Source organism: Caballeronia sordidicola (assembly GCF_001544455.2).
GTDB lineage: Bacteria > Pseudomonadota > Gammaproteobacteria > Burkholderiales > Burkholderiaceae > Caballeronia > Caballeronia sordidicola.
Genome location: NZ_FCOC02000003.1, coordinates 207775 through 220448, shown reverse-complemented (window position 1 = coordinate 220448; position 12674 = coordinate 207775). Strand labels below are relative to the sequence as shown.

Genomic DNA, 12674 nt, shown 5'->3' with positions numbered 1-12674 from the left:
CGCATGCGCAGCCGATTGGCACGGAACATGATAGGAACAGCCATGGTTCTCAAAGAGTTCGCGCCGGGCGCGAGCTGACCGCAAGCGGGACATTCGTATCCAAATCACTGGAGGAACAGCATGGCCAAAATCAACCGCGTCATGGTAGGCGAGTCGCTAGTCGGCGACGGCAACGAGGTCGCGCATATCGACCTGCTGATCGGACCGCGCGGTTCAGCCGTCGAGACCGCGTTCTGCCACGCCCTGACCAATAACAAGGACGGTTTCACGTCGCTGCTCGCGGTCGTCGCGCCGAATCTCATCACCCGCCCGAATACGGTGATGTTCAACAAGGTCACCATCAAGGGTGCAAAGCAGGCTGTGCAGATGTTCGGCCCGGCGCAGCATGCGGTCGCGCTCGCGGTTGCCGACAGCGTGGAAGACGGCACCATTCCCGCGGACGAAGCCGACGACGTGTTCGTTTGCGTCGGCGTGTTCATCCACTGGGAAGCCGACGACGACAAGAAGATCCAGGAGTACAACTACAAGGCCACGCGCGAAGCGATCCAGCGAGCCGTTGCCGGGGAGCCGAGCGCGGCGGACGTGGTATCGAAGAAGGCGGCAGCCGCGCATCCGTTTGCCGCGGCCTGAATCCTGGGGCCACACGGATCCGGAAAGAGAAAGACGGGCCGCGGATCGTGCTTTGCATGACTTGATTCGCGGCCTGCTCAATGGCCGGTCCCCGTATTCAACCGATGAATAATGCTTTGGCAGAGGCACTGCAATGACTTATCGATATCGCGTGCGGCTGTTGCTTGCCGGTCTCGCGGTGGCTCCGGCGATTGCGCTCGCGGCAGGTTCCGGCGAAGCCGCACCTTCAGGCGGCAGTGCCGCGCACAGTTATGACTATCCCACGCAGGGCCGTGTGGAGTACGTACTTGGGTGCATGGATGACAACGGTCATGACTTTGCGAACGTGTACAAATGCTCATGCGCCATAGATCACATCGCAAAGGTTCTTCCCTACGATGACTACGTCGAGCAGATGACCTTTTCGAAGTATGCGACGCTTGGCGGGGAAGGCGGCAACGAGTTCCGGGTGGACCGGGCCCGGGCGCAGACAAAGAACTTCCGCTCTGTACAAACCGAGGCGTTCAGGGCATGTGGCGTGTCCAAGGCCGCAGCCAAGTGACGTCGCCAGCATTCAGGAGTGGCCCTTAGCTTAGCCTCTTCTTTCGATCACCACGCCGACTGAATCCACATCATCGAACTTGGCGGGCTTGGCTAGGGAAACCCGCACCCAGCGCGCGCCAAAGTCGGCTATTACCAACTGCGCGATTTTTTCGGCAAGCCGTTCGAGCAACTGAACCCCATGCGAAGCCATGAGCACACCGAGCGCATCGTGCACCGCCGCATAATTGACCGTGTCCTCGATCCGATCCGTCACGCAAGCGCGTATGGAAGGGACTCCGATTGCGAGATCCAGCAGCACGGGTTGTGGCTCGTGCAGTTCGACTGCATCAATACCGATTACGGTCTGCGCCGTAAAGCCGTTGATATAGACAATATCCATTGGCGCGCCGCTCACGGTTTGCGGTGCAGCATCGGCAATCGCGCGGCGCGCGGATTCTCTTGAACCGGCGGAACTGCGCGTGGCTCGGATTGCATCGAAAAGCTCCATGGAAACTCCATTGCTCGAAGGCGGGAAAAGAAAATGATTGATCGCCACGAGCGAATAAAGCAAATTCCGGGCTCGACACCCTGCCCTGACGCGACTACTTATTGAACCGGAACGTCATCGGATGTAAAGTTTTGTGAGTGGCGCCAGTTCATAAGCACTTCAGAATGAATGAACTGGTTCGGGCGCATGCGTGCTGAGAGCCGCATGCGAAAGACACGCCGCGCAGGGGAATACCATTAGATACGGCGCCGCGGCGCTTGCGAACCGTCGCAAGAACCAGCGGACGCCCCGGAGACTGGCCCCATGTCAATGTCGTCGCTTGCCGAGAACAACGTGCACGTTCGCGAAGTACTGAACATCGTCAACAACCAGTTGCCAACGCGTCCCACGAGCGACTCAGTCGCCCAGTCGTGGATGCGCTGCCTCAAGGAGTTCAGGCTCGACCCGGCCCGCTTTGTCATGCCGCCCGTGCTGACTCAGCATGAACTCGCCGCCCGGCGCGAAGCGGCAAGCGATCTCATTGCGTGCTCGAAACTCGAGATGACCACGCTCTATCAACAACTCGCGGATCCCGAACTCGCGGTCGTACTGGTGGATGCCGACGGCGTGATCGTGCATCAGGTAGCGTCGGTCCCGTTCGGCGAAGCAATTGCAGCGGACGGCCTGCGCGTCGGCGCGCTCTGGAGCGAGCGTGAAGCGGGAACGAACGGCATGGGCACGTGCCTCGCCGAACGCGACTGCATTGCGGTGTACCAGCACGAACATTTCTATCCGCGCTATACGTCCTTGACCTGTTCGGCCGCGCCGATCTTCAACGACCGCGGCGAGGTGGCCGGTGTGCTCGACGTCACGAGCCGCTCGAAACTGCTGCAGCAGCATTCGCTGGTACTGGTCGGCATGTCGCGGCAGATGATCGAAAACCGTTTGATCGACGCGCGGTATCGCCACGCGAACATGATCCATTTTCACAGCCGCCCGGAGTTTGTCGGCACGCTGCACGCCGGCAAGCTCGCGGTCAGCGACGACGGCGTGGTGCTCGCCGCCAGCCGCAGCGCGCTCTTTCAGCTCGACTTCCGCTCGCACGCGGAACTGTGCGGCAAACGCATCGAGGAAGCGTTCAACGTGCCGCTGGAGGACATGATCGCGCGCAGCATTCGCGGTTCGTTCCATCCGGTCACGGTCTACAGCGCGAACGCGAACAACCGCTTTTTTCTCGTCGCCCAGACGCCGCGCGACGCCGCAACGACCGCAACCCGCATCTTCATGACCGATCCGGCGAACCGCGCGGCAGCGGCCCCGTCGCCCACGGCGGCCGCGCGCGCCAAAGGCGTTCGCTTGACTCGCGATATCGCCGCACAGGACAGCCGGATGGAAAAACTCGCGCATCTGGAATTCGGCGATCCACGCATGGCGTCGCAGATACAACTCGCCGTGCGCGTCATCCAGCGCAAGATCCCGATCATCCTGAGAGGCCAGACCGGCACGGGTAAGGAAGTCTTCGCGAATGCGCTGCACAGCATCAGCCCGAACAGCGCGGGCAGCTTTGTGGCGGTGAATTGCGCGTCGCTGCCGGAGAACCTGATAGAGAGCGAGTTGTTCGGCTATCGCGCGGGGGCGTTCACCGGCGCGCAGCGCGAAGGACGCCGCGGCAAGATCGTGCAGGCGAATGGCGGCTCGCTGTTCCTCGATGAAATCGGCGACATGCCAATGGCGTTGCAAGCCCGCTTGCTACGGGTACTTGAAGAGCATGAAGTCACGCCGCTCGGCGCTGAAACCACGGTCAAGGTGGATTTCCAGTTGATCAGCGCGAGCCATCGCAACCTGCTCGAACTCGTGCAAAGCGGCGCTTTCCGCGAAGACCTGTACTACCGGCTCAACGGCATCGAAATCAATTTGCCGCCACTGAAAGAGCGTGCCGATGCACTTGCGCTGATGCAGCACCTGCTGGCAGCAGAGGCCGAAGATCCGCCCACGCTGACCCCCGAAGCCCGTCATGCGCTATTGAATTATCCATGGCCGGGCAACATCCGCCAGTTGCGCCATGTGCTGCAAATGGCCATTGCGTTGTGCGACGGCATGGAGATCGACTGCTCGCACCTGCCCGTCGAAATCGCCCAGTTCGCAGGCACGACCCAGGCCGCGCGGCTTGGCATGGGAATGGGTTATGGCGTGAACACCGCGCCTGCGATGAGCCCCTACACGCAGGCCGCCGATGACGCCGACACGTCCGAGCTCAACGCGATCCAGCTCAAGGAACGCGAGACCGTGCTGGAACTGCTCGACGAACATCGCTGGAATGTCAGCAGCGTCGCCAAGGGGCTCGGTATCAGCCGGAACACGCTGTACAGGAAGATGCATCGCCTGCATATCCGGCTGTCGCATGACGGATCGGCGCTGCCTCCCAACGCGTGAGCGGCATGAGCGAACCGTCTGCTTCCCGCACACCCACACCCGCCCGCAAGCTCGATCAGTTCAAGCCCGATGCGGGGTTTGCGTGGTGCGTGACCGGGTCGGGCCACATGATAGAGGAGTCGGTCGAACTCGCGCGGCGGTTGCCGGGCGTGAACCTGTTTTTATCGTCGGCAGGAGAGGAAGTGTTGCCTCTCTATGGCTGGCCTCTGCCAAAACTGCGCGAACATTTTCGGGTATTCCGCGACAACAGCGCGAGCGGCGTTCCCGTGGGCATGCTCTATGAAGGGAAATATCACACGGTCGTGATTGCCCCCGCGACCAGCAACACGGTTGCCAAATGCGCGCTGGGCATATCCGATACGTTACCGACCAACCTTTACGCGCAGGCCGGCAAGCAATGCATACCGGGCATTGTTTTCGCATGTGATACCGCGCCGAGCGTAATCACGCAGAGTCCGCACGAGTGGGTCGAGGTGCGTCCGCGCGACATCGAACTGCAACGTGTGGATCAACTGGCGCAGATCGAATATACGACGGTAGCGCGCTCGCTCGACGAGTTGAAAGCAGCGCTCGATCAACGGCTATCGACACTCGGGCTCGCATGGACCACATCGTCTTCCTGACAGGGCGGCTCGCTGAACGCAGTTTGCATCAGGTGCTCGAAGGCATGGCGCCCGCACCCTTCACATGGGAAGTCCGCGAGATCGGCCTGCAGGTCGCCGCCTTGATGACCGCCGACATGATCCGGCGTCGCGTCGCCTTGCCGCTTCTGGCAAGCAGGATGATCGTGCCGGGTAAGTGCCGTGGCGACCTCGACGCGCTGAGTCAACACTTCGGCGTAGCGGTCGAACGCGGTCCCGAGGAGGTCAAGGACCTGCCGCAGTTCTTCGGACGCGAGGCGAGGCACCTGGATTTATCGCGCTACGAGACGGAGATTTTCGCGGAGATTGTCGATGCCCCCCGGCTTTCGGTTGACGGTATCGTCGAGCGCGCTTCGGCCTATGCGTCTCAGGGCGCGGATGTAATCGATATCGGCTGCCTGCCTGAAACGCCGTTCGCGCATCTCGAAGATTCCGTGCTTGCGTTAAAAGAGCGTGGGTATCGCGTGAGCGTGGACTCCATGCGCACCGACGAACTTTTGCGTGGCGGCTGCGCTGGCGCCGATTACGTGATGAGCCTCAACGCCGATACGTTATGGATAGCTGATGAAGTGGCGTCAACACCTATCCTGGTCGCGCGTGAACCGGGCGATCCGGGTTCGCTAAATGCCGCTATCGATACCCTTTTGTCGCGCGGACGGCCGTTTCTCGCCGACCCCATTCTAGATCCGATCCCGTTTGGACTGGCCGCATCGATCGCGCGGTATGTCGCACTGCGCGAGCGTTATCCGGATATCGGCATCATGATGGGCATAGGCAATGTGACGGAACTCACCGAAGCCGATACGAGCGGGATCAACGCCGTGTTGCTTGGCATGGCGGCCGAGTTGCGGGTGAACGCGGTGCTGACGACCTCGGTGAGCCTGCATGCGCGGCGCGCGGTGAAAGAAGCCGATGTCGCGCGGCGAATGATGTTTGCCGCACGCGAGGCGCAGGTCTTGCCCAAGGGCATCTGCAGCGATCTTTCCACGCTGCACGACAAGCGGCCTTTCCCTTATGACGCGCAGGAGATCGCGCTTTTTGCAGGAGCGGTGCGTGATCCGAATTTTCGGGTACAGGTCGCAGCCGACGGAATTCACGTTTATAACCGCGACGGACATCAGGTCGAAGGCGATCCGTTCGCCTTGTATCCGGGATTGGGACTGGAAGCCGATGGCGGACATGCGTTTTATATGGGCGTGCAACTCGCCCGCGCGGAGATTGCATGGAAGCTGGGGAAGCGGTTCGATCAGGATCAGGCGCTGAACTGGGGAGCCGGGGTGGAGAAGGCCGCTCAGAATCTCGACGAATGGGAAGCGCCGGGAAATACCCGGCGAAAGAGTAAGTGAACACGGCCGCGCTACTGATATCGACGCGCCATGACATCCAGTCCCAAGGGCTTGATCCTGTCCGCTTGCCCCGCGCATCCGAACGCTTCGAAGCGCGCCATGCATAAGTCCCGCGCTGCGGCTGTGGCGGCCTTCAGCGCCTGACGCGGATCGAATTCGCCTCTCGACATTGCAAGCGACCTGCGCATGGCGCCGGTCATCGCCAGTCTGATGTCGGTATCGATATTCACCTTGCGCACGCCATTCGCAATCCCGCGCTGGATTTCCTCCACCGGCACGCCATAGGTCACCGGAATCTCACCGCCATGCTCGCGGATGATCGCCAGCCATTCCTGCGGCACCGAGGACGACCCGTGCATTACCAGATGCGTATCTGGAATCGTCCTGTGGATGGCCGCGATCCTGTCCATTGCCAATATTTCCCCGTCAGGCTGGCGGCTGAACTTGTACGCGCCGTGCGACGTGCCAATCGCAATGGCCAGCGCGTCCACACCCGTCGCTTCCACGAACGCCTTTGCCTGGCCGGGATCGGTCAGCAACTCGTCGCGCGATAACTTGCCCTCGGCGCCCACGCCATCTTCGTCGCCGGCATGGCCCGTTTCCAGGGAACCAAGACACCCCAGTTCGCCTTCCACCGATACCCCCACGGCATGCGCCGCTTCCGTCACACGCCGGCTCACCTCGACGTTGTACGCGTAATCCGCTGGCGTCTTCTGGTCGGGCAATAACGATCCATCCATCATCACCGACGTGAATCCCGAACGTATCGCCTGCTGACACACCGCCGGACTTGCGCCGTGATCCTGATGCAACACGACCGGCAGATCGGGATGCGCCTCGAGCGCCGCAAGCACGAGGTGACGCAGATAGGGTTCGCCAGCGTACTTGCGCGCGCCGGCCGACGCCTGAAGGATCACGGGGCTGCGTGTTGTCTCGGCTGCCTGCATGATCGACTGGATCTGCTCCATGTTGTTCACGTTGAAGGCCGGCACGCCATAACCGTATTCGGCTGCGTGATCCAGCAACTGGCGCAAGGCAATAAAAGGCATGTCGGACTCCGTAGTATTAGATCGTTCAAAAGATGGTGCGACCGCGCAGGGCTTCAGCGAGCCAACCTGCGTGCTTCGCTGAGCACGTGATCCACCGTCAGCCCGAAATGCTCGAACAATGCTTCGGCAGGTGCGGACTCCCCGAAACTATCGATACCAATCACACCGCCCGCAAGCCCTACGTACTGCCGCCAGAACGCGCTCACCCCCGCTTCTATCGCAACCCGCGGCACATTCGGCGGCAACACTCGGTCGCGCCAGACACTCGATTGCCGATCGAACACATTGGTGGAAGGCATCGACACCACCCGTGCAAGCACGCCGTCGGCACGCAATGGCTCGATAGCCGCGAGCGCAAGCGCCACCTCTGAACCAGTCGCGATCAACACAACGCGTTTTACGGCGCGGCCCACGGGTTCCGGCCAGTCGCGCAGCACATAGCCGCCATGTGCGATTGCATCGATTTGCCCTGCATCACGCGAGACGAACGGCAGGGGCTGGCGGCTCAGCAACAGGCACGACGCACGATTGCGATCGACCGCGCATACCCAGGCTTGCGCCGTTTCCACGGTGTCGCAAGGACGCCAGACATCGAGGCCGGGGATGAGTCTCAAGCTGGCCGCATGCTCGACCGATTGATGGGTCGGACCATCTTCTCCCAGGCCGATCGAGTCGTGCGTGAAAACGAACACGGTGCGCACTTTCATCAGCGCTGCCATGCGCAGTGCGTTCCTCGAATAGTCGGAGAACGTGAGGAACGTGCCGCCAAATGGCAGATAGCCGCGATGCAAGGCAATTCCATTTAATGCCGCGCTCATGCCGAACTCGCGCACGCCGAAGTGCACGTAGTTGCCGCCGTGCAAGCTTCCTCCCTCGGTATGCACGGTGACCGCTTCCTTCCACCGCGTGAGATTCGAACCCGTGAGATCCGCCGATCCTCCCAGCAGTTCCGGTAACGCGCGCGCCAGTCCTTCTATGGCCTGTTGTGAGGCTTTGCGTGTTGCTATAGTTTGAGCGGCACGGTCCGCATCCTGCACGAGCGCGCTCGCCGCCGTGCGCCAATGCGCAGGCAGGGCGCCACGCATGCGGCGCTCGAACTCGGACGCCTCGCGCGGATAATGCCGACGATACGCATTGAAGCGAATGTTCCAGTCCGACTCGGCCTTCCTGCCACGTTCGCGCGCGTCCCAGCGGCTTCTTATTTCAGCGGGGATATCGAAGGGTGCGTAAGGCCAGTCGAGCGCGCGCCGCGTCGCCGCGACCTCATCCGCGGCCAGCGGCGCACCGTGCACGTCATGCGTGCCTGCCATCGACGGCGCGCCTTTTCCTATGACCGTCCTGCAGCAGATCAACGTCGGTTTTTCACTGGCGCGTGCGCAGGCAATGGCACGGTCGACAGCCTCCACGTCATGACCATCCACCTCGCGCACGACGTGCCACCCGTACGCTTCGAAACGCGCGGGAGTATCGTCGGCAAACCAGTTCGCCACATGGCCGTCGATAGAAATGCCGTTGTCGTCGTAAAGCATCGTGAGCTTGCTCAGTCCCAGCGTTCCTGCAAGAGACGCCGCCTCGTGCGAGATGCCCTCCATCAGGCATCCATCGCCGGCAAAAACATAGGTTCGATGATCGACAATCGCATGCCCCGGACGGTTGAACTCCTGCGCGAGCAGCGCCTCTGCGAGCGCCATTCCAACCGCGTTGGCCAATCCTTGCCCCAATGGTCCAGTCGTCGTTTCCACGCCAGGCGTGAGACCGGTTTCGGGATGCCCCGGCGTCTTGCTGTGAAGTTGCCGGAAGCGCTTCAACTCATCAAGCGGCAAGTCGTATCCGGTCAAATGAAGCACGCCGTATAACAACATGGAGCCGTGTCCGTTAGACAACACGAAGCGATCCCTGTCCGGCCAGTCCGGATCAAGCGGGTTGTGTTTCAGATGCCGGTCCCATAATGCAACGGCAATTTCGGCCATGCCCATCGGCATGCCGGGATGACCGGACTTCGCCCGGCCGACCGCATCCACCGCCAGCATGCGAAGCGCGTTCGCCATCAGACGCGTGTCGTCGTGAATGGCGGGCGGTGAGTGCTGCTCAATGATGACTGCATCCATGGAAACCTCCTTTACTTAACGATGAACGGAGTGCTTACGCCCGGGCGCGGCGATCCAGCAATTGCAGGATCATGGGCGTGAAGATGAGTTGCATGGCAATGCCCATCTTTCCGCCCGGCACGACGATCACATTGGGACGCGACATGAACGAGTCGTGCAGCATGGTGAGCAGATACGGGAAGTCGATGCCCTTCGGGCGCGCAAAGCGGATAACGACGAAGCTCTCGTCGGGCTGCGGAATCTCGCGAGCGGTGAACGGATTCGACGTGTCCACTGTCGGCACGCGCTGGAAGTTGACATGCGTGCGCGAGAACTGCGGGCAAATATAGTTCACGTAATCAGGCATGCGGCGCAGGATGGTGTCGACCACGGCTTCGTGCGAATAACCGCGCAGGTTCTGATCGCGATGCAGCTTCTGGATCCACTCGAGGTTGATGATCGGCACCACGCCCACAAGCAGGTCCGCGTGCTTTGCAATATCGACCTTGTCCGTTACAGCGCCGCCGTGCAGACCTTCGTAGAACATCAGATCCGTGCCGGGAGCAATGTCTTTCCACGGTGTGAACGTACCCGAATCCTGCTGGTGAATCATGGCTTCGTTGTCGTCGTGAACGTAATGACGGATTTGTCCGCCGCCGCTTTCGCCATAGGTTTGAAACAGTTGCGCGAGCTCTTCCAGCAGGTTGGCCTCGGGGCCAAAGTGACTGAAGTCTCGCACTCCATCGCGTTCGCTTTGCTTGAGCGCCTCGCGCATGCCAGTGCGGTCGTACCTGTGAAACGCGTCGCCTTCCACAATCTGCGCGTTGATCTTTTCGCGCCTGAAAATATGCGTGAAACTCTTCATGACAGTAGTCGTGCCCGCGCCGCTGGAGCCGGTCACCGCGATGATCGGATGCTTGACTGACATAAGGCCTCTCCTGGATTTTCGTGTCCGGCTTCAGGTTCGCTCAGACCGGCGCTTCGGGCAGGAACAAGGACCGGGTGTTGAATAGTGGCGACGTAAAGGGCTTGTCCTCGCCGCGATCGTAGTCAGCGTGATAGCGCGCAATACGCTCGACTTCATTCTTCGATCCCAGGATGACGGGCACGCGTTCATGCAACGCGCAAGGCTGCACGTCGAGTATGCGTTCGCGTCCCGTGATCGACATGCCGCCCGCCTGCTCGACCAGGAAACTCATCGGGCTGGCCTCGTACAGCAGCCGCAATCGACCTTGCATTGCAGGCGTCTTGAAGTCGCGCGGATACATGAAGACGCCCCCGCGCATCAGGATGCGATGGACTTCCGCCACCATGGAAGCAATCCAGCGCATGTTGAAATCCCGTTCGCGGCAACCGCTGCGGCCATCCTTGCATTCCTGCACATAACGCCGCACGGGCGGCTCCCAGAAACGTTCGTTCGATGCATTGATAGCGAACTCGCCCGTGTCGTCGGGAATGCGGATGCCGGAATGCGTCAGCACGAAATTACCGACCTCACGATCAAGCGTGAAGCCATGCGTGCCGGTGCCGACTGAAATGACCAGCATGGTAGCGGGACCATAAACCGCGTAGCCCGCTGCAACCTGCTCATGGCCGGGGCGAAGGAATGCAGCATCGACGCCAGCGCTCGCCTTCGTCCCTTCGGAAATGCGCAGTACCGAAAAGATGGAACCGACCACACCGTTGATATCGATATTCGACGAGCCGTCCAGCGGATCGAACGCCAGCAGATATTCGCCGCGCGGATAGGCGGGCGGTATCGCATACACGTCCTCCATTTCCTCGGACACCATGCCGGCCAGCAATCCGTCCCACTCGCAGTGCTGAAGAAAGATGTCATTGGTCGCGAGGTCGAGCTTCTTTTGCTCTTCGCCATGTGTGTTGCTACTCGATGCCGACCCGTAATTGCCGCCCAGTGCGCCCTTGGTCAATTGCGCCGAGATGGTCTTGATCGACGCCGCTACATCGATCAAGAGGGCAGACAAGCCGCTCGCCTGAACCGGCGATGGACTGCGATCAAGCGTATCGATCAGGAACTTTGAAAGCGTGGTCCGTCCGTCCAGCATGGCGCACTCCTGAAGGGTTGTGATCAAGCGGGTCTCGACGGCGGCGTGTTGAACACGCGGCTCGCGCGGATATCGGCGGCGGACAACAACGTCAACGCCTCAGAACTCGATGGGCCAGCGCCTTGCATTGCTTCGGCGAAAATGCGGTTCGCCTGACGCAGGCGCGCGCGATCGAGCGCGTTGCGCACCGAGCGCGCGTTCGCAAAATTCGGCTGACGAATACGCAGCGCGAGATAGTCCTCGAATGCGGCGCGTGCTTCCGGGTCGAGCCTGTAATGCATGCGCGCAAGCATGCCTTCGGAAATCGCGAGCAACTCGGCGGCGTCGTAATCGGGGAAGGCAATGTGATGGGCGATTCGTGAACGAAAGCCTGGATTGCTCTGGAAAAACGTTTCCATCCGCTGCTCGTAGCCGGCGAGGATCACGACCAGATCGGCGCGCTGGTTTTCCATGACCTGCAGGAGGATCTCAATGGCTTCCTGCCCGTAGTCGCGCTCGTTCTCGGGGCGATACAGGTAATACGCTTCATCGATGAACAACACGCCGCCCATCGCACGCTTGAGCACGTCTCGCGTCTTTGGCGCTGTATGGCCGATGTATTGCCCGACAAGATCGTCGCGCGTAACCGACACGAGATGCCTGCGGCGAATGTAGCCGAGCCTGAACAGCACGTCGGCCATGCGCATCGCGACAGTGGTCTTGCCCGTGCCCGGATTGCCGGAAAAACACATGTGCAAGGTCGGTGCGCCGCTCGCAATGCCGAGCGTTTCGCGGGCGCGTTCCACGAGCAACTGCGCCGCGACTTCCCTGATGCGTGTCTTCACCGGCGTCAGTCCGACCAGATCGCGATCCAGCTCGGCCAGCACCTCGCCAACCGTCGATTCGCGAAACAGCGCAACGAGATCGACGGTTTGCGCGGCTGGCTCAGGCACCCGCAGCTCAGCGACGGCTAACGACATGTCTGCCTCCCTTGCCTAGTGATTTGAAGGCGGTTGATCCAGCGAATAGGCCTTGATTGCGTAGTGCTGCACGCGACCCTGAACGTCTTGCCGTTCGAGCCTGAATCCCAGCTCATGATCGGGACGATTCACGATGAACGAAAGACGCATGGTCTCGAAGCCGCGCACCGAATCGAACGCGTTGACCTTGATGTAGTGCTGCGGGCAAGCATTGCGGCATGCGGTGACTTCCAGCATCACGCCGGCCGCGTCCTTCAGATCGAACATCGGCAAGCCCCACATTTCCCAATACGTGTTGCGCGGATGCGGGTCGTCGGTGTACTCGACCGAACACGCCCAGCCCTGCTGCAATGCATAGTCGATCTGCTGGCCGATCTCTTCGTCGTTGAGCTCGGGGAGAAATGAAAACGTACCTTGCGTAATACGCATGGTGTACCTCTCATTCAATGATTGC

General features: G+C 60.9%; 12 protein-coding genes. 5 read left to right on the top strand and 7 right to left on the bottom strand.

Annotated features, from left to right (window positions below):
* Window positions 1–120 precede the first annotated feature (120 nt).
* Complete coding sequence (gene fae / locus AWB64_RS07310) at window positions 121–630, top strand: formaldehyde-activating enzyme (protein WP_060818027.1); 510 nt, start codon at window positions 121–123, stop codon at window positions 628–630.
* A gap of 133 nt (window positions 631–763) precedes the next feature.
* Window positions 764–1171 (top strand): hypothetical protein, encoded by a 408-nt coding sequence (locus AWB64_RS07305; protein ID WP_060818025.1) that lies wholly within the window; start codon window positions 764–766, stop codon window positions 1169–1171.
* Window positions 1172–1201: 30 nt separating this feature from the next.
* On the opposite strand, the gene AWB64_RS07300 is transcribed toward AWB64_RS07305, so the two are convergent.
* Window positions 1202–1660, bottom strand: coding sequence for a dihydroneopterin aldolase (locus tag AWB64_RS07300; RefSeq protein ID WP_060818023.1), 459 nt, complete (start codon window positions 1658–1660; stop codon window positions 1202–1204).
* A gap of 309 nt (window positions 1661–1969) precedes the next feature.
* On the opposite strand from AWB64_RS07300, the gene AWB64_RS07295 reads away from it, so the two are divergent.
* Genes AWB64_RS07295 through AWB64_RS07285 form a run of 3 tightly spaced genes read left to right on the top strand, consistent with a single transcriptional unit; the run spans window position 1970 to window position 6059 of the window.
* Window positions 1970–4072 carry a sigma-54-dependent Fis family transcriptional regulator gene (locus AWB64_RS07295; RefSeq protein ID WP_060818397.1) on the top strand — a complete coding sequence of 701 codons (2103 nt, stop codon included), beginning with the start codon at window positions 1970–1972 and terminating at the stop codon, window positions 4070–4072.
* 5 nt (window positions 4073–4077) lie between these two features.
* Window positions 4078–4695: a flavoprotein gene (locus AWB64_RS07290; protein ID WP_060818021.1), complete on the top strand. Its 618-nt coding sequence runs from the start codon at window positions 4078–4080 to the stop codon at window positions 4693–4695.
* Window positions 4674–6059 carry a DUF6513 domain-containing protein gene (locus AWB64_RS07285; RefSeq protein ID WP_060818019.1) on the top strand — a complete coding sequence of 462 codons (1386 nt, stop codon included), beginning with the start codon at window positions 4674–4676 and terminating at the stop codon, window positions 6057–6059. Before AWB64_RS07290 ends, AWB64_RS07285 begins: the two co-directional genes overlap by 22 nt.
* Window positions 6060–6070: 11 nt before the next feature.
* Here the strand turns inward: AWB64_RS07285 and fba are convergent, their stop codons facing one another.
* Genes fba through AWB64_RS07255 form a run of 6 tightly spaced genes read right to left on the bottom strand, consistent with a single transcriptional unit; the run spans window position 6071 to window position 12649 of the window.
* Window positions 6071–7108: a class II fructose-bisphosphate aldolase gene (gene fba / locus AWB64_RS07280; protein ID WP_060818017.1), complete on the bottom strand. Its 1038-nt coding sequence runs from the start codon at window positions 7106–7108 to the stop codon at window positions 6071–6073.
* Between the two features lie 53 nt (window positions 7109–7161).
* Window positions 7162–9216, bottom strand: a complete 2055-nt coding sequence (gene tkt, locus AWB64_RS07275) for a transketolase (protein ID WP_060818015.1) — start codon at window positions 9214–9216, stop codon at window positions 7162–7164.
* A gap of 34 nt (window positions 9217–9250) precedes the next feature.
* Window positions 9251–10123, bottom strand: a complete 873-nt coding sequence (locus AWB64_RS07270) for a phosphoribulokinase (protein ID WP_060818013.1) — start codon at window positions 10121–10123, stop codon at window positions 9251–9253.
* A 40-nt stretch (window positions 10124–10163) separates the two neighbouring features.
* Window positions 10164–11261 (bottom strand): class 1 fructose-bisphosphatase, encoded by a 1098-nt coding sequence (locus tag AWB64_RS07265; protein WP_060818011.1) that lies wholly within the window; start codon window positions 11259–11261, stop codon window positions 10164–10166.
* Window positions 11262–11284: 23 nt separating this feature from the next.
* Window positions 11285–12220 (bottom strand): CbbX protein, encoded by a 936-nt coding sequence (gene cbbX, locus AWB64_RS07260; RefSeq protein WP_060818009.1) that lies wholly within the window; start codon window positions 12218–12220, stop codon window positions 11285–11287.
* A gap of 15 nt (window positions 12221–12235) precedes the next feature.
* Window positions 12236–12649, bottom strand: coding sequence for a ribulose bisphosphate carboxylase small subunit (locus AWB64_RS07255; RefSeq protein ID WP_060818007.1), 414 nt, complete (start codon window positions 12647–12649; stop codon window positions 12236–12238).
* Window positions 12650–12674: the final 25 nt, after the last annotated feature.